Source organism: Catonella morbi ATCC 51271, from assembly GCF_000160035.2.
Classification (GTDB): domain Bacteria; phylum Bacillota; class Clostridia; order Lachnospirales; family Lachnospiraceae; genus Catonella; species Catonella morbi.
The window spans coordinates 95,981-114,165 of the sequence record NZ_KI535367.1; the positions used below are offsets into that span (position 1 = coordinate 95,981).

General features: G+C 36.9%; 15 protein-coding genes and 1 riboswitch. Of the genes, 13 read left to right on the forward strand and 2 right to left on the reverse strand.

What is annotated here, in order from left to right; all coding sequences use genetic code 11:
- Window positions 1-221 precede the first annotated feature (221 nt).
- The 3 genes from GCWU000282_RS04100 (at window position 222) to GCWU000282_RS04110 (ending at window position 4,069) form a co-directional block, all read left to right on the forward strand.
- Entirely contained in the window at window positions 222-1,139 is a 918-nt protein-coding gene (locus tag GCWU000282_RS04100; RefSeq protein WP_023353748.1) for a magnesium transporter CorA family protein, read from the forward strand.
- 176 nt (window positions 1,140-1,315) lie between these two features.
- Window positions 1,316-2,299, forward strand: a complete 984-nt coding sequence (locus GCWU000282_RS04105; RefSeq protein WP_023353749.1) for a sensor domain-containing diguanylate cyclase — start codon at window positions 1,316-1,318, stop codon at window positions 2,297-2,299.
- Window positions 2,300-2,413: 114 nt separating this feature from the next.
- On the forward strand, window positions 2,414-4,069 hold the full coding sequence (locus tag GCWU000282_RS04110) for an ABC-F family ATP-binding cassette domain-containing protein (RefSeq protein WP_035039736.1): 1,656 nt from the start codon (window positions 2,414-2,416) through the stop codon (window positions 4,067-4,069).
- Window positions 4,070-4,225: 156 nt separating this feature from the next.
- Here GCWU000282_RS04110 and thiT read toward each other — a convergent pair whose 3' ends face one another.
- Complete coding sequence (gene thiT / locus GCWU000282_RS04115; RefSeq protein ID WP_023353751.1) at window positions 4,226-4,939, reverse strand: energy-coupled thiamine transporter ThiT; 714 nt, start codon at window positions 4,937-4,939, stop codon at window positions 4,226-4,228.
- A gap of 29 nt (window positions 4,940-4,968) precedes the next feature.
- Window positions 4,969-5,069, reverse strand: a riboswitch (TPP riboswitch).
- A 252-nt stretch (window positions 5,070-5,321) separates the two neighbouring features.
- Between thiT and rbr the strand changes: the two genes are divergently transcribed.
- The 8 genes from rbr to GCWU000282_RS04155 all read left to right on the forward strand — a co-directional run bounded on the left by rbr (window position 5,322) and on the right by GCWU000282_RS04155 (window position 13,320).
- Entirely contained in the window at window positions 5,322-5,885 is a 564-nt protein-coding gene (rbr, locus tag GCWU000282_RS04120; protein ID WP_023353752.1) for a rubrerythrin, read from the forward strand.
- A gap of 189 nt (window positions 5,886-6,074) precedes the next feature.
- On the forward strand, window positions 6,075-6,758 hold the full coding sequence (locus tag GCWU000282_RS04125; protein WP_023353753.1) for a hypothetical protein: 684 nt from the start codon (window positions 6,075-6,077) through the stop codon (window positions 6,756-6,758).
- Window positions 6,730-7,401, forward strand: coding sequence for a response regulator transcription factor (locus tag GCWU000282_RS04130; protein ID WP_023353754.1), 672 nt, complete (start codon window positions 6,730-6,732; stop codon window positions 7,399-7,401). Before GCWU000282_RS04125 ends, GCWU000282_RS04130 begins: the two co-directional genes overlap by 29 nt.
- 29 nt (window positions 7,402-7,430) lie before the next feature.
- On the forward strand, window positions 7,431-8,963 hold the full coding sequence (locus GCWU000282_RS04135) for a HAMP domain-containing sensor histidine kinase (RefSeq protein ID WP_035039514.1): 1,533 nt from the start codon (window positions 7,431-7,433) through the stop codon (window positions 8,961-8,963).
- A gap of 14 nt (window positions 8,964-8,977) precedes the next feature.
- Window positions 8,978-9,751 carry a hypothetical protein gene (locus GCWU000282_RS04140; RefSeq protein WP_023353756.1) on the forward strand — a complete coding sequence of 258 codons (774 nt, stop codon included), beginning with the start codon at window positions 8,978-8,980 and terminating at the stop codon, window positions 9,749-9,751.
- 316 nt (window positions 9,752-10,067) lie between these two features.
- Complete coding sequence (locus tag GCWU000282_RS04145) at window positions 10,068-10,970, forward strand: chemotaxis protein (RefSeq protein ID WP_035039516.1); 903 nt, start codon at window positions 10,068-10,070, stop codon at window positions 10,968-10,970.
- Window positions 10,971-11,022: 52 nt separating this feature from the next.
- Window positions 11,023-12,591 carry an ICP22 family protein gene (locus GCWU000282_RS04150; RefSeq protein WP_035039518.1) on the forward strand — a complete coding sequence of 523 codons (1,569 nt, stop codon included), beginning with the start codon at window positions 11,023-11,025 and terminating at the stop codon, window positions 12,589-12,591.
- Between the two features lie 60 nt (window positions 12,592-12,651).
- A complete protein-coding gene (locus tag GCWU000282_RS04155; RefSeq protein ID WP_023353759.1) occupies window positions 12,652-13,320 on the forward strand; it encodes a uracil-DNA glycosylase in 669 nt (222 codons plus the stop codon).
- Here the strand turns inward: GCWU000282_RS04155 and asnA are convergent.
- Window positions 13,315-14,328: an aspartate--ammonia ligase gene (gene asnA / locus GCWU000282_RS04160; RefSeq protein ID WP_023353760.1), complete on the reverse strand. Its 1,014-nt coding sequence runs from the start codon at window positions 14,326-14,328 to the stop codon at window positions 13,315-13,317. The two genes, GCWU000282_RS04155 and asnA, sit on opposite strands and share 6 nt — an antisense overlap.
- 514 nt (window positions 14,329-14,842) lie before the next feature.
- Here asnA and GCWU000282_RS04165 point away from each other — a divergent pair.
- Both GCWU000282_RS04165 and GCWU000282_RS04170 read left to right on the forward strand, forming a co-directional pair.
- Entirely contained in the window at window positions 14,843-17,644 is a 2,802-nt protein-coding gene (locus GCWU000282_RS04165; RefSeq protein WP_023353761.1) for a hypothetical protein, read from the forward strand.
- Between the two features lie 95 nt (window positions 17,645-17,739).
- The gene (locus tag GCWU000282_RS04170; RefSeq protein WP_023353762.1) at window positions 17,740-18,108 is read left to right on the forward strand and encodes a hypothetical protein; all 369 of its coding nucleotides are present in this window, start codon (window positions 17,740-17,742) and stop codon (window positions 18,106-18,108) included.
- The last annotated feature ends 77 nt before the right edge of the window (window positions 18,109-18,185 follow it).

An 18,185-nucleotide genomic window follows, 5' to 3' on the forward strand; every position in this document is an offset into this window, starting at 1 on the left:
TTAGAACTCCTTTTACAGCGGTAAAGATATAATACATTTTAAATATAGCTTCCTGACAACAGTTATAATAGTATATATAATATGAGAATATAAAAGAATTTGTAACTTTTTGGGTTTCAACTTCAAGGCAGGTATGATATAATGTGACAGTGCCATGCAAATCAAGCCGTAAGGCGAAGATTGAGTTTAGATAGTGAAATTTAGTATATCAGGAGAGAAGGATGTATTATAAGATAAGGAATACTTTGGAAAAAGTTGAGTTTGAAGATATATTTAAGGGTGAAGGTTGCTATGTGGCAGTGATTAGTCCGGCTGAATGGTTTGCAAATAAAGAAAAATTTAATATGGGAATAGACCTTGAAATGGAAATCGAAAATCCCTATATGACTAAGGCAGAGGTAAACTATGACTCACTTACGGGAAGTTTTTTTATTCCAGACAGGAGAGATATATTTGACAAAAGTGATTCTTTTGCGTTTGCTCTGGATGAAAAAGGTATAGTCTTCATAGACCATGACGGCTATGTATTAGGGCTTACAAAAAAACTTGCTTCTATTAAAAAATGGCGTACACCAAGCCTTGAAAGATTTATTTATGATTTTTTGGAAATGATAATAAACGGTGATTTGAGTATCCTTGAAAAGTATGAAAGTGAGATAAGCAACATAGAAGACAGAATTCTTGAAGGTAAACTTACGGGAGAGCTTGAAAGAAACAATGAAATCAGAGGAGAACTTCTGAAACTTAAGATGCACTATGAACAGCTGATTGATTTCGGTCAGGAATTGGCAGAGAATGAGAATGATTTTTTTATGACCGATAATCTCAGATTCTTTGAGCTTTTTACAGGCAGAGTTGCCAGACTTCAGGGGATAGTATCTACTTTGAGAGAATACACGGCACAGGTCAGGGAACTTTACCAGTCAGAACTTTCAGTAAAGCAAAACAGAATAATGACAGTGCTTACGGTAGTTACCACAATAATTATGCCTTTAACATTGATTACAGGCTGGTACGGAATGAATTTTAAGTATATGCCTGAGCTTGAATCTCCTATGGCATATCCGGTGATTATCGGAATAGTCATAGCAATAGCAATCACCGGTATAATATATTTTAAAAAGAAGGAATGGTTATGAGATAATTATTATATACTCCCAATTATTTATTATTTAGGATAAATATTTCTAATAAAACTATCGTATTGTTATATAAAAAATGTTATAATAGAAAGATATCAAAGATACAAATATAGTAATAATTATTTTAAAGCATACATTATAATTAACTGCAAGAAGAAGTGAGTGTAGATAGTATGAACAGAGAAGAGTTTTTAAAACAAATGCTTAAATATTCTGCATCCGCCGGAAATCCTGAAGAAAATATAATTCATATACTGGACTACATGGGTAGAAAATTAGAGGCAGACAGAACATATATTTTTGAGAAAAATTTAAAGGGTAATTCAGATAATACTTACGAATGGTGCTCAGAAAATGCAGTACCTCAGATAGATAATCTTCAGGACTTGGAACATGAGGGGTTGTTAGACTTATGGTATAAGGAGTTTTATAATCATCGGGGAGTTTTTATTGAAGATCTTGAAGAATATAAAAAAGTAAGCCCTTCTATGTATGAACTTTTAAAACCGCAAGATATACATTCACTGATAGCCTGGCCGATATTTGTAGATGAATTATGTGTGGGATTTTTAGGTATTGACAATCCTGTAAGAAAACACATGGAAGATGTTGTGCGTATCTTTGAGATGGTAGGCTATATAATGTCAATAATAATCAGGCAGAGAGATAATGTAAGGATACTTAGAAGACTCAGCTATGAGGACCAGTTGACGGGAGTGAAGAACAGGCGTGAATTCGACACCTTTATTAAAAATGAATATCCGAATGTAACTTCTGTAGGGGTGCTTTCCTGCGATTTGAACGGACTTAAGCGGACTAATGATACTATGGGACATGAAGCGGGGGATAAATTCATAATTAAGGTGGCAGAAAATCTGGCGAAAATCTTTGGATATAATTATGTATACCGAATGGGTGGAGATGAGTTCGTTGCGGTCGATATTAATCTTACAGTTAAAGAATTTGAGTTAAAAGTAAAAAAAGTACTGGAACTTATGAAAGAAGATAATGCTCCGGTAGCAACAGGCTATGTATTTAAGACTGATAATAAAACTGATTTTTATTCGCTTGCGGACGAAGCGGATAAGAGGATGTATAAGGATAAAGGAAGGTATTATTCCGATATAAGAAATGAAAGGCGAAGAAGAACGACCTAACCACTTGAAAAATTCTGAATATATCGGTAGAATAAGAGCGAGACATTTGAATCCTGTTATGCAGGATTCTTTCTTATGAGGATTATTGTAACAAATTTGGAAAGGACGATTGAAATGATTCAGGCAAGTAATATTACGCTTAGGCTTGGTAAAAAAGCACTTTTTGAAGAGGTAAACATTAAGTTTACCGAGGGAAACTGTTATGGACTTATTGGAGCAAACGGTACGGGTAAGTCTACCTTTCTGAGGATTTTATCAGGAAAATTAGAGCCTACAACAGGAGATGTTATCATAACTCCGGGACAGAGACTTTCCTTCTTACAGCAGGATCATTTTAAATATGATGCCTATCCGGTGCTTGATACGGTAATTATGGGAAATAAGCGTCTTTATGACATAATGAAGGAAAAAGAAGCCATCTATGCGAAGGAAGATTTCACTGATGAAGACGGTATAAGAGCCAGCGAGCTTGAAGGTGAGTTTGCCAATATGAACGGCTGGGAGGCTGAGTCTGATGCGGCTACCCTGCTTAACGGACTTGGAATAGATACAGAATATCATTATATGATGATGAGTGAGATAGAAGCTTCCAAAAAGGTTAAAATCCTCCTTGCTCAGGCATTGTTTGGCAATCCTGATATCCTTCTTCTTGACGAGCCTACCAACCACTTGGATATGGATGCTATCGGTTGGCTTGAGGAGTTCCTTATTAACTTTGAAAATACAGTAATAGTGGTTTCGCATGACCGTTATTTTCTTAACAAAGTATGTACTCATACCGCTGATATCGATTATGGCAAGATTCAGCTTTATGCAGGTAACTATGACTTCTGGTATGAGTCAAGTCAGCTTATGATTCGCCAGCAGAAGGAAGCTAACAAGAAGAAAGAAGAAAAAATTAAGGAACTGCAGGAATTTATTCAGCGTTTCTCGGCTAACGCAAGTAAGTCAAAGCAGGCTACAAGTAGAAAGAGAGCTTTGGAGAAGATTGAACTGGATGATATCAAACCATCCAGTCGTAAATATCCTTACATTGATTTCCGTCCTGCAAGAGAAATCGGAAATGAAGTGCTTACCGTTACAGGTCTTTCAAAGACTGTGGATGGGGTTAAAGTGCTTGACAATATTTCCTTTGTTGTAGGCAGGGAGGATAAGATAGCTTTTGTAGGTCCTAATGTAAAAGCTATATCAACCTTGTTTAAGATACTTGCTGGTGAGATGGAGCCTGATGAGGGAGATTATAAGTGGGGAGTTACCACCACACAGGGATATTTTCCTAAGGATAATACAGAGTTATTTAAGGGAAATGAGAATATTACAGAGTTCCTGCTTCCTTTTTCACCTGAAAAAGATGCTACCTATGTAAGAAACTTCCTGGGACGTATGCTCTTCCCGGGTGATGCAGGTGTGAAGCAGGTTAAGGTACTTTCCGGTGGAGAGAGAGTAAGGGTACTGTTATCCAAAATGATGATAATGGCTACCAATGTGCTTATTTTAGATGAACCTACCAACCATCTTGATATGGAGGCTATTACATCACTTAATAATGCGGTAATCAAGTTCCCGGGTGTAGTGCTTTTTACTTCACAGGATCATCAGTTCATCCAAACCATAGCAAACAGAATTATGGAAATCACTCCAAACGGACTTATAGATAAGGTAGGCACTTATGATGAATACCTTGAAAGTGATGAGATGGCAAGAAAGCGCCAGATTATGACCATTTCTGAAGAAGAGCTTGCTGAAAACGAAGGCAGTACTGAGGAGTAATTGTGATTAAAGTTATTAAATATTATTATTAAATCCGAATTTGGGTTAAAATAAAGGGGCTGTCGCACTAAGAATTGGTGCTCAGCTCCTTTTTCAAGAAATCCACTTGAAATTCTATTCCAAATGAAAATTATGTTTATTGAGTTTTAGTCAAAGCTATTTAGTAGCCATCTGCCTGCTGTTCCAGCTTGAATAAGTAGCCTTTCCTCTTACATAATTCATAGCCTTGCTTACTGCAGGTATGCTTATTATGATTATAGTGGCTATAGCCTCAGGCAGTATGTAGGTAGCGTTGTAGGTAAGGGAGTACAAAGCGACAGGTGTATCTTTGGGAGCGTAATGTCCAAAGAAGGCGATTCCTGAAATATAAGCAAAGATATATCTTCCTATTACACCAAGTATATAGCCTTTCAACAGACCGTTTTTCTTTTCGGAGAAAAGCCCTGAAAGTCCGAGTGCTCCAAAAGCAAGAGGATAATCGATAAGAAGCTGTATAGGGCTGTAGAACACAGGATCCATAAGGAACTGTAGAAGTCCATAAGCAAAGCCTGTCATAAGTCCCGCTTTAAGTCCGTACCAGTAGCCTATAAGCACTATGAAAAGCATACTGAAAAGCGTGATAGAGCCGCCCATCGGCAGCCTTGTGAATTTGATTTCAGCAGTTACTATGGCAAGAGCCATAGCGGCAGCGGAAAATACCAACTGAGTAGTAGCCATAGCCTTAATATTGCCGGACTTCTTAGGCCTTAAGATTATGGCAACAATTACAAACAGGGCTATTAGGACAGCAACCGAAACAAGACCCATAGATGTTAATTTGAATACATTTTCGCCCCAGTCATTTACTGTAGGCATAGCAAGTAAAGACATAAAAAAACCTCCTTAAGCATGATGGCGCAAGGAGTATCTGTTCGCTTCCTTACGCCGGTATTATCCGGTTCAAGTAATAAGGGTCTAAAGTTTAACTTCATCTCAGCCAAAGGCACCCCTAGCAAAAGGTATTATATAACGAATAATTATATTTGTCAATCGATAATTGTTATCAATTGAAACAAAGAATATAATAATCATTATCATTTATCAGATAATTTGACAAAATATTTTTAAAAATATCCACAATTCAATTGAAAAATTATAGAGTAAATGTTAGAATTCGTCTTAAGGTTTTGCAAGAAAAAACAGGTTTATAATAATCAGTATAATAGTCCGGCTGATTGCAAAACATAAAATACAGAAAACGGAGGTATAGAAAATGGCAGAAGACAGATTTGAAGAATTAGGAAAAAATATTAAGGGTACCAAGACAGAGAAGAACCTGATGGAAGCCTTTGCAGGTGAGTCACAGGCAAGAAATAAGTATACATATTTTGCTTCTAAGGCAAGAAAAGACGGTTATGTACAGATAGCAGATATATTTGAGGAGACGGCAGGCAACGAGAAAGAGCATGCAAAGATCTGGTTCAAGATTCTTTCAGGAATAGGCGTTACTGCTGAGAACCTTGAGCATGCCGCAGACGGAGAAGCTTATGAGTGGCAGGAAATGTATCCTACTTTTGCCAAAGAAGCAAGAGAAGAGGGATTTACAGGAATTGCAAAGCTTTTTGAAATGGTAGCTGAGATTGAGAAAGAGCATGAGGCAAGATACCGCAAGCTTCTTGAGAATGTTAAGGGTGACCTTGTATTCTCGGCAGACGGTGATGCTATTTGGCAGTGTATCAACTGTGGTCATATCGTTGTAGGACCTAAGGCTCCTAAAGTCTGTCCGGTATGCAACCATCCACAGAGCTATTTCCAGAGAAAAGCTGAAAACTATTAATTATCTCACAATTATTCAAGAAACACCTTGGATAAATAATTATAGACCTTGGGGAATTTCCCTGAGGTCTATTTTCTTGTATATTTTTATTTTTTGTGATACTATACTATTTATGATGAAGCGGTAGCAATCCGCATCATTAATAAACCCCAATTTGGGAAATAATAAATAAGCAGGCAGGTTTTATAAATGGCAGATGGTAAAAAATATATTTTGGACGGATACCGTTTTAACGATTCGGATTCTTATGAACAGGCAAGGAGAGAGCTGAATAAGATTGCTGAAATTAAAGCCGAAAAAGACCTGAAGGATGAAACGGTACTTAGAGAAATTTACGATAATTTGGTAGAAAGCGGTGAATTTTCTACTCCGGTCGGTATCGGATTTTTGCGTGAGGCTCAGAGAAAACTTGTGAAGAATCCGGAACAGAGAAAGACGATGAAGGCTATTCCGTATTCTGCGGTACTGAGTAAAGAAGAGGGGATATCCGGTTTTTCCGATGATTTTAAGGAAAAAGATGCTTCGGAGAAAGATGAAAATACAGATAAAGATGAAGAAAAATCAGATGGGAGTATTTTCATTATAAATAATTTAAAATCAAAGATAAGAAATTACAGGATAATAATTGCATTTATGGCAGTTATGGTTTTAGTTCCTTTCGGTGTGGTTATTTATGATAAGTTTTTTTCGGCGAATTCGGCACAGGAAGCCCTTGTAAATGAGTATGCCTCCTGGAAAGAAGAACTTACAAAGAAGGAACAGGAACTGAATGAACGGGAAAAGATATTCGAAGGAATGGCAGATAAAAAATTAAACAGTGAAATAAAGGCTGGTGAGGAAGAAAATGGAGAAAGCCAAAATTCTGGTAGTTGATGATGAAAGCAGGATGCGTAAATTAGTTAAAGATTTTTTGCATCATGAAGGTTATGAGGTAGTAGAGGCTGAAGATGGTGAAAAAGCCGTAGATATCTTTTTTGCGGACAGCAGTATTGAACTGATTATCTTAGACGTAATGATGCCCAAAATGGATGGGTGGCAGGTCTGCAGGGAGATTAGAAGACATTCTACGGTTCCGATAATCATGCTTACGGCAAAGTCGGATGAGAAGGATGAACTCCAAGGCTTTGAACTCGGAGTGGATGAATATGTGTCTAAGCCGTTCAGTCCTAAAATACTGATGGCAAGGGTGGAAGCCATTCTCAGACGTTCGGGGGCGGTTAGTGATGATTGCTTGGAAGCCGGCGGAATCAAGATTGACCGGGCTTCGCATGAAGTAATTATTGATGGAAGCCCTGTGGATTTAAGCGTAAAAGAGTTTGAGCTTTTACTGTATTTTATGACAAACAAGGGAATTGCGTTGTCCAGAGAGAAAATCCTGAATAATGTATGGAATTATGACTATTTCGGCGATGCAAGGACTATAGATACACATGTGAAAAAATTAAGGGCTAAAATGGGAGATAAGGGAGACCTGATTAAGACTATTTGGGGAATAGGTTATAAGTTTGAAGCTTAGAGAATAAATATTGTTAATCAGAGGTTTAAATGAAACATTCCATTAAAGTGCGTTTGATAATTATTTTGTTTACCCTTTTAAGCGCCACCATCTTCTTCAGTTGGATGATTAATAGGGTATTTTTAGGAAAATACTATGAAAATTACAAGATTAGCAGGCTTGGAGATACTTATGAGCAGGTAAATTCAAAGTACGATTCTAAAAAGCTCTCTGATTTGAGCCTTATTTTTGAGCAGATTGCATCCAAACAGAATGTATCTTTATACATATTTGATGGATTTAGCTATTCGGATGGTATATTTTTAATAACTAAATTCCCGACAAATATGAATGAAGCCCAAAGTGAAAGGCTTCAAAGTGAAATTATAGATTATTATAACAAAACAAGAATATCTGAAAATTCGGATAAAAATGAAAAAACAGCTACAAGGCTTTTGATAAAAACAGATAAGTATAGTATATACAGACATTTTGACACGAGGCTTGAGGTTAATTATATTGAGTTATATGGTATACTGGACTGCGGAGACAGAATTTTTATTAGAAGCAACTATGACAATATAACCGAAAGTGCGGGTATATCAAATACATTCTTTGCCTACGTAGGTCTGGCTTCAATTTTTATAGGCTCTTTGCTTATGTACTTTATAGGAGTAGGCTTTACAAAACCTATACAAAGATTGTCGGAGATGACAAAAGCTATCAGCAATCTCAATTTTGATGTCTGCTATGATGAGAGCAGGCAGGATGAAGTAGGAGAACTGGGGCATAGTATAAACGTACTTTCGGAAAAACTGGAAAACACGATTTCCTCGCTTAAGTCGGCAAACAATGAGCTGAAAAACGATATTAAGAAAAAAGAAAAGTCGGAGGAAATGCGAAAAGAATTTCTGTCTAATGTAACACATGAGCTAAAAACCCCGATTGCACTGATTCAGGGATATGCAGAAGGCTTAAGAGATAACATACAGGGAGATGAGGAAAGCAGGGAGTTCTACTGTGATGTAATTATAGATGAAGCTGCAAAGATGAATACTATGGTAAAACGGCTTTTGAGTTTAAATGAGCTTGAATTTGGAGATAATAAGCCTCAGTTTGACAGATTTGATATTATGTCGTTATTGAATTCCGTAGTAAATGCCATGAATATGGTTTATAAGCAAAAGGAAGTCAGTTTGGAAATAAACGGGAACCCATCCTGCTTTGTATGGGCTGATGAATACCTGGTTGAAGAAGTAATCACAAATTATATAAGTAACGCTTTAAATCATGTGGAAGAAGATAAAGCAGGTAAAAAGATTGTTTCGATTTGTGTAAGAGAGTGTGAAAACAAAGTCAGAGTTTCTGTATTTAACACCGGAAAACCTATTCCCGAAGAAGATATTGAAAGGATATGGGACAAGTTTTATAAGGTTGATAAGGCCAGAACCCGAGAGTATGGAGGAAACGGAATCGGGCTTTCCATAGTCAAAGCGATAATGAATTCTCTAAACAGAGAATGTGGAGTGAAAAATTGGGATAACGGCGTAGAATTTTGGTTTGAGCTGGATACTAAGGCTTAAAGGAGAGTGGAAAAATGAAGAAAAAATTGCTAATGCTTGCAATGGCAGCCATTGTGACAGTAAACTTGTCAGCCTGCGCAATAGGAGATACAGGGCTTTCGGATGATGAGCTGAAGCAGGTTGCTGAGTATGCGGCCAAACTGGTACTTAAGCATACAAGAAATTATGAGCCTACCTTACAGGAAGAACTGTCCATTAAAGAGAATCCTAATATTGTAAATGAAGACTTTAATGTGGCAGGAAAAAGCAAGGTGGAAACTTCTGAGACATCCAGCTCTTCTTCAATTAATGATGAAGAGGAAAATGATAAGACAGAAAATGAAAATCCGGATGATAAGTCTAAGGATATTAATGAAACCAATGATGATAAGGATACTGCGGCAACCTTAAACGATATATATGCAAAAGAAGGATTTGAGGTAGTTTACGGAGGAGCAGGAGAGTATTCGAGATATCCTAAAAATGAAGGATATTTTTCTCTGGTGGCAGCCGATAATATGAAACTATATGTGGTTGAATTTTCAATCAGAAATAAAACCGATAAAAGCAGGAAGTTTTCTCACAGTGAAGGAGTCAGCTATAATCTGACCTTTGACGGAGAGAATTATTATAAACCGAGTCTTACACTCCTTGAAAATGATATGCAGTCTATTGAGGTTAATATAGGCGGCGGTAAATCGTCAAAAGGTGTAATTGTATTTAATGTAGCAAAAAATGAATCAAAAACTAAGGCTAAACTAAGAATTATAAACGGAGATAAATCATATACTCTTAATGTAACACAGTAAAATTATGTTTAGAAAATGATTTTAATTTTAAAATTCCCCTTTACCTGGATATAGATTGAATGGTATAATATGGGGAATGTAATTTTATGATAATAATTTATTATGATACAAGTGTCAAAAGTAAAAAATTCGATGTAAGCTTGCTTGCAAGAGAATTTATTATCTTTTGACACGCAAAAAATATGAGTAAGTAGCCATTTTTGCAAAAAAAATGAGCGGATTACGAATGTTTTTGCAAGGATTGCGGGAGGTGAAGCCGAAGCAATCCTGTATCATTGGGTGTCAAATACTTTGGACAAAATTGAGGGAGGTTATTATGGATACAGGAATTTTACTTCAAAGCGGTACAAATGAGTTGGAGGTATTGGAGTTCAATATCGGACCAAACCACTATGGAATTAATGTGGCTAAGGTAAAGGAAATTATGCCTTTTACGGAGCCTACACCTATTCCGAATGCTCATGATACAATTGAAGGTATTTTTATGCCGAGAGACACTATTGTTACAATAGTTGATCTTGCCAAAAGCCTTATGATACCGCCATCACCTGACAGAACTAAGGATATGTATATAGTTACAAATTTTAATAATTTAAACATCGGTTTCCATGTTCATGGAGTTCAGGGTATCCACAGACTTACCTGGTCCGATATAACAAAGCCGGATGAAACTATTAATGATGCTGATAGAAGTGTTGCAACAGGTATTATAAAATTTGACCACAGACTCATAGTAGTGTTGGATTTTGAGAAGATTGTATCCACTATAAATCCTGAAACAGGTATCAAAGCCAGGGATATAGAGAAGCTTGGAGAAAGAACCAGAAATAATTCCCCTATTCTTATAGCAGAAGATTCTCCTATGCTTGAAAAGATGATAATTGATTGTCTTACTAAGGCGGGGTATGTAAATATAACAGCTACCGCAAACGGTGAAGAGGCTTGGAATACTCTTTTGCGCTATAAGGCGGAGGGCAAGGTTACCGACCAATGCCATTGTATAATCACTGATATCGAAATGCCAAGGATGGATGGACATAGACTTACAAAGCTTGTTAAAGAAGATAAGGAGCTTAAAGAAATACCGGTTATTATTTTTTCATCACTTATTAATGAAGAAATGAGACGTAAAGGCGAATCTCTTGGTGCGGATGCCCAGCTTACAAAGCCGGAAATAGGAAAACTGGTAGAAGCAATTGACAACTTGGTTTTAGAGTAATCTTATAAATAAACTTTGATAAAGCCAAAAATGCTTTAGGATGGAGGATAGATTGGATAAGGATAATGAATCTTACCTAGATGGACTGCTTGAGACTTTTGGGCAGGAACCTCCATATGAAACTGACAGGAGGCGAAAGGCTACTGCCCGTGCTAAGTCCGGAAAGAACAAAACATCATCCTCTGATATTACGGTTGATTCTTTAGAGGAGGAATTCAGCCTTGATGATTTGGATGATTCATTTTTAGATGATATTGATTTGGATGATTTAGCAGATCCATTGGAAGATAAGGAATATGAATCCGAAGTTTCGACAGGGGATATTCCGGATGGAAATAAAAATGAGGATATTATACCGGAAGATGCTGACACTGTGGAGATTTCGGAAGGCCGGGAAGACTTAGAGGATTCAGGGGAAGCTGAAACAGATGAAGATGAAACCTCTTCTGAAGAAAATTCTGTTGAAGAAACAGAGCCGGGAAATGAAATAGGCGGGGATTTTGGTTCGGATGTCGGAACTGACACGGAAGCAGAACCGGGTGAAGAGCTCGGAGCGGAACTTGGCAGCGAAATAGGCGAAGAAATAGGTTTTGATGAAGAAGATGAAGCGGGAGAAATCAGTTTTGATGATACAGAACCGGTTGAAGAAGATAATTCTTTGCCTGAAATAAATCCGCTTGATGATATGGGAGAGCCTGAAGTTTTATCCGATAAAGAGATTGAATTAAACAAATCTGCAAAGAAGGAAAGTTCAGAAAAAAAAGGACTGCTTTCTAAGATTTTTCATAAACTTTTTGCCAATGTTCCTTTGACTGAGGAGGAACTTGCAGCTATACCTACGCCTGAGCAGGAAGAAGAAGCGAAAAAAGAAAAAGAAGCCGAAGCAGCAAAAAAGAAAGAAGATAAAAAGGCTGCGGCAGAGGCTGATAAGAAGAAAAAAGCCGAGGCGGCTAAAAAGAAGGCGGCTGATAACAAGGCTAAAAAGTCTGCTAAGGATGCGGCTAAGAAGGCAGCAAAGAAGGAAGCTGAGCTAAAGCGTCTCAGAGCAGAAGCACTTGAGCAGCCGGAAGGAAAGATAAATAAGGCAGGAGCTATAATTATTTTCTTATTCTTCATAGTTGCGGCAGCAGTTGTGATAGTCGGTACTAACATATTTTCTTATGATATAAGTATTGCGGATGCCACATATAAGTTTGGAAACCATAAATATACCGAGGCTTATGAGGACATCAGAGGACTTAAAATCAAAGAGAAAGATATGGAGATTCACGACAAAATTTATACTGTTATGTTTGTAAATAAGCAGTTAAATTCCTATAACAATTTCTTTGCAATGGGTGATTATGCCTCTGCGCTGGATTCTCTGATAAAGGGACTTTCCCGCTATGATAAGTACATTGCACTTGCAAGGCAATTAGGAATTCACACCGATCTTGATTATGTAAGAAAGCAGATAATGGCTGAATTGCAGTCTGTTTACGGAGTTCCTGAAAGGGAGGCTCTTGAGCTGATGGATATGACAGATAAGCAGGATTATAGTGAACGTATATATAGTATAGTTTCCAAACTTGACACGAAGGCTATTGAGGCAGGTAAGGAAAGAAGGGAATTAGTACCGTAGGATATGTATTAAAGGTGAAGGGCTTTGGTCTTTCACCTTCTTTAATGATTAGGAGGAATTATGGGCAGTGTTACAAATGACTGGCTTCCTGTTATTGAGAAGGAAGCAAAAAAAGATTATTATAAAAAGCTATATTTATTTTTAAAGGATGAATATGCCCACCATATTATTTATCCTAAGTCTGATGATATTTTCAATGCCCTACATTTAACGCCGCTTAGCGAGGTTAAGGTTGTTATCCTAGGTCAGGATCCTTATCATGAACCGGGACAGGCAGAGGGACTCAGCTTTTCAGTGCCAAAGGGAGAGAAGCTTCCGCCTTCACTGCAAAATATTTATAAAGAGCTGCAGAATGAATTAGGTTGCTATATTCCTGAATCCGGCTCCCTTAGAAAATGGGCGGAGCAGGGAGTGCTTCTTTTAAATACACTTTTAACGGTGAGGGCACATGCCGCATTTTCTCATCAGGGCAAAGGCTGGGAATATTTTACGGATGCCTTGATAGAGGCTGTTAATAAAGAGGATAGACCTATAGTATATTTGTTATGGGGCAAGGCTGCCCAAAGTAAAAAAGAGATGCTTAACAATCCTAAGCATCTCATACTTGAGTCAGCCCATCCAAGTCCGTTATCAGCCCATAGAGGCTTTATGGGTAACGGACATTTTAAGAGGGCTAATGAATTTCTTGTAGCAAACGGTGTTGAACCGATTGACTGGCAAATTCTATAATAAGGTGATTCCGCAGGAATCGGCATTTTCCATAGTTTCAGGAGTCCATACCGAGGACTGGACTTCACCTATATGGGCTTTCTTCAGGAAAAACATACAGATTCTGGATTGACCTATACCGCCGCCTACCGTATAAGGAAGTTCCTTATTAAGTATTGCTTTTTGGAAGGGGAGTTCAGCCCTGTCCATACAGTTTGATATTTGGAGCTGTTCCTTAAGGCGGTTTTCATCTACTCTGACACCCATAGAAGAAAGCTCAAGGGCTATGTCAAGCAGAGGATAGTAGACTATGATGTCTCCGTTTAGTTGCCAGTCATCATAGTCAGGTGCCCTGCCGTCATGTCTTTCGCCTGAATTAAGTGCCCCGCCTATCTGGCTTATAAATACGGCTCCATGTGCTCTGGCAGCCTTATATTCTCTTTCTTTTGCTGTTAAATTCGGATATTCATCCTCAAGTTCCTGTGATGTCACAAAGCAAATCTGCTCCGGAAGCTCAGGTTTTATATAGTTATATTTTCTCGCCATATGCATTTCCGTGCTCTTAAGAGCTTCATATACTGACATAACAGTCTTTTTAAGAGTGTGTTCATTTCTTTCTTCTTTATTTATAATTTTTTCCCAATCCCACTGGTCTACAAAGATGGAATGAATATTATCCGTATCCTCATCCCTCCTGATGGCGTTCATATCTGTATACAAGCCTTCCCCTGAGTGAAAACCGTATCTTTTGAGTGCAAATCTTTTCCATTTGGCAAGGGAATGCACTATTTCAAGAGCCTCCTGTTCAGGCTGTTCCTTTAAGTCAAAAGCCACAGGTCTTTCTACCCCGTTTAAGTTGTCATTAAGTCCTGTTTCGGGACGGACAAAAAGAGGAGCGGAAACTCTGGTAAGATTAAGCTGTTTCGCAAGCTCACGTTCAAAATAGTCTTTAACTGATTTTATAGCAACCTCGGTTTCCCTTATGCTAAGGGCAGGAGAGTAACCTTCCGGAAATATCTCATTTTTCATAAAATAAAACTCCTATATTGTTATGATATAGGCTACATTATATGACATTTTTATGTAGTTATCAAGTGGCTTGTATACAGGTATGCAAGTTTATAGAGACGGAACTAAAGATTTATAAATCCGGTAAGTTTTAAAATGGGTTACAAAAATGTTACATTTATTATCAAATATAATATTAATTTTTTAAATTTTGTATAATTGGTAAACACGTTATTGACAAAATGTATAAAAAATAGTATAAGTTACATGGTTAATTATGCAATATAGATAAAAACTATAAATGCTTATAATTATAGGTAAAATCTATAAATGTATTAATTGATTAACATAGTCAGCCTATTAAAGACAAAATTAACGCCCAATGATAAACTAAAGGTTTTGAAGTATAGCTGTTTCCGGCCAATTCAGTTGTACCAAAGATCAGAGTAGTTATAAGGAGATAATTAGGTCAGAAACAATATGGGCTTGATTAAATGGAGTAACAATATTTTATTTACAATGAGGAGAATCAGAGATGAAAAGAAAAGCATTATTGGCAGGCTTTATGGCGGTGTCATTGGCATTTAGTTCAGCGGTGGTTCCTACAGGAGTGAACTCTGTTTTAGGAAACATAGCAGGAAGTTCAAGGGTGGTAACTTATGCTGCTGATCCGACAGTAATACATGTTGAAGGTATGGATAGTGAATCAATAAATATTACAGATGAAGATTGGACCTTTGATCAAAATTTACCGGTATCAGATGGTAAAATTGAAATTGAAAACCTAAAAGAAAATGTGCTCTATTCTTTGTCCCTTCCACATTCAAATAGCAAATACACAGATGCAAAATATGAATTTGTGGTTTCAGAGCAGAATAAACCTACTTCTGCGTTTTTTGAATTCAAAAAAATAGATGGTAAACTTATTCAGTGGAGTAAGGATAAAAATAATGGTGCAGGTGGATTAACCAGTAATGAATTTACTAAAATTACTGTTAGGAGAAATCCACATAAACTTGAATTGGTGCCACTTAATGAATTTGAGGTTGTATACGAAAACGGTTCTCCTGTAGAAGATGGAGTATTAATTAGTATAATGCCTAATCAGGGGGTAGATTTAAATGGTGTAACTCCAAAAGGAAAGAAAATTGCGGTTTCAAATGGTAAGATAGTTCCTGAGTTAGATATAATATCAAATACATATTGTGAAATAGGTTTTGCACAAAATACTGCAAATTCTAAATTAGTCAGAGTAAAAGAATCAAATGTAAGTGATATTACTACAGTACATATATTTGTTGATGAAGACAAAAACGCTTGGATTATGAAAAAACCTCTTGATTATGATACTAAATCAGAAAGATTTGAGAGAATTACTCTTATAAAAAAATCTGATACCCCTCTCTACACCGGACCTGTAGCTTCAGAGTCGGGAAAACCGAAAGAGGATGAAATCAAAGATATTAAAGATGATAAAACTGCTCTCGGCGGAGCATCAGGAGCGGCTGTAAAAGGCAAGAAAATTAAAGCCGGTAATGATGTAAAAGTTGCTGATATTGAAGTGGTATTTGAAGATGGAACCAAAGCTCCTGACGGAATTACTTTAGACAGCTTCCGTATGAAGGATATATTTGCAGAACCTGCTCATTATAAGGTTAAAAACGGAAAGATTTCAGGCATTGTTATGAAGTCTGAAGAACAGTATAAGATAGGCTTTGATGTAAAAAATGCTGACTATAATAATTATGAAGTTGTCGGAGCTTATAAGAGTAAGAAACTTCTCAGAGTATATGCACGCTACGAAGGCGGAGTTCTTTTAAAATATGATTATGATGAGGGAATTGAAGCTCCTGAAGAGGCTGTTTCAAAGATAGTTATAAAGAAGACAGACGGTAAGCCTTCAGAGCAGGTAAAAGCAATATCCTGCCTCATTAATCTTCTTCTCAGCGACAGCGGTTATCAGCCTGAAGGTAAACTTCCTTTCAGACTGATAAGAAAAGACAATAATAAGTCAAAGCTTATATATAGCGGTGATGACGGTGTACTTACACTTATAGGTGAGGGTGATGTTTCTTATGAACTTAAGTTAGAAAAGAACCCTGTATATAAATTAAAAAATAAGATTGAATTTAGTTTTGCACCGGACAGCAACGGAACTTATCAGCCTGTGATTAAGGGCTACAAAGACGCCAATAATCTGGAGGAGCGTTTAACCAGTCATTATATCGAATTGGTAAGATTAGACGGTAAGACACCGAAGGGTACTCCGCTTGATACAGGAGAGAACCTTGCTTCCAAGAAATATACATTAAAAGATTATAAGATAATTTATAACACAAAGAAGGTAGCGGTTAAGGAACTTCCTTTAAAGGTTAAGTCAACTGCATTAAAGAAAGATATCAAGTTTGAGATTTATAATGCTACAAAGCAGAGGGTAGAGAAGACTCTTACAGCTAAGAATGGCAAGCTTTCAGGTCTTAAACTGGTTCAGGGAAATGATTATATCATTTCTGCCGTTGATAAAGAATACAGTATGAAAAATGCTTATGTAACTATAAGCAGCGATGGTAAAAAGCTTCTTAAGAGTAAGGCTCCTTATGGTGAATTCAAGGGCTTTGAGTTAAAGAAACGTGCAAAGGCTTTAAAAGATGAAAAACAGGCAAACAGAGTAGCTTACAAACTTCCTGTTTATCTTCTTGGTAACAATAAAGCAAAGATTAAGAACACCAGACTTAGATTTATCTCCGCAAGAGAAACTATTGAAGCAGATGTTGTGGATGGCTGGGTAGATTTATCATTACTTGAAGATACTAACTATGTTGCAGAAGTAGTTAAAGGCAATTATGCAATAGATGCTTTCCCAATGACTGTTAAGGATAAGTCAGAGTATGGTGCAAAGAAGTATGTATTCAATCACTTAAGCTGTGGAAGCGTACAGGCACTTTACCTTATTGACAAGAAGATGGCTCACAAGAATGATACAGTTCTTTTAGGCGGTGATGGCACCACTTCCGCATCAGGCTTTAGATTTGGCAACGGAGAGTATACATTATCGGCGAGAGTACTTAAAGATGTAAAGGTTCCTGAACTTAAGGGCAAGAAATACATGGTACTTGATGTGGATACCGTAAATATGTACAGGGTAGAACTTTCTCCTCTTGCATATGGACAGTTTAAGATTACCACAACACTTGCAGGCAAGAAGCCGGTTAAGAATGTATATTACATTGATGAAAACAATAAACTTCAGAAAGTTAAATTCACTAAAAAGGGTGATAAGTTAACATTTGAAATGAACAGTATGGGATTATACAATAATGTAATTGAGTACAAATAAATTGCTTTAGTATAGGGCTAAAAGCCTAATGTAGAGTAAAATCTATGTTAGGCTTTTAGTCGGTGATTTGATATAATTAATATTAGGGAGTTAAAATGAAACCGGATAAGAAAAAAATAATTATTCTTCTGATAATCACTTTGGTGATTTCCTTTGCGGGTATAACGGATATCGGCAATACCTTTGCAGGCACTGTCCGTACAGCAACTGTACAGCCTGAGTCAAAGAAAACCGAAACAGGGGAAAAAGATAAAAATAAGACTAAGGATAAGAAAAAAACCAAAGAAGGAAAAAAACAAAAGAATAAGTCTAAAAAAATTAAAAAAGTATGGGTTCCGGATGTTTATAAAATAGTTAAGCATCCTGCTGTAAAGAAACAGAAAATAAGTGTTCATTGGGTATGCCAGTGCGGAGAAGTTTTTAATTCAGACGAAGAATGGCAGGCACACCGTCCAAAGCCTTGAGACGACAAGCATACTTTTGCGGAGCAAAAGTTGGAGAAGGAAGAAATTATTGTTAAAAAGGCATGGAAAGAGAAAGT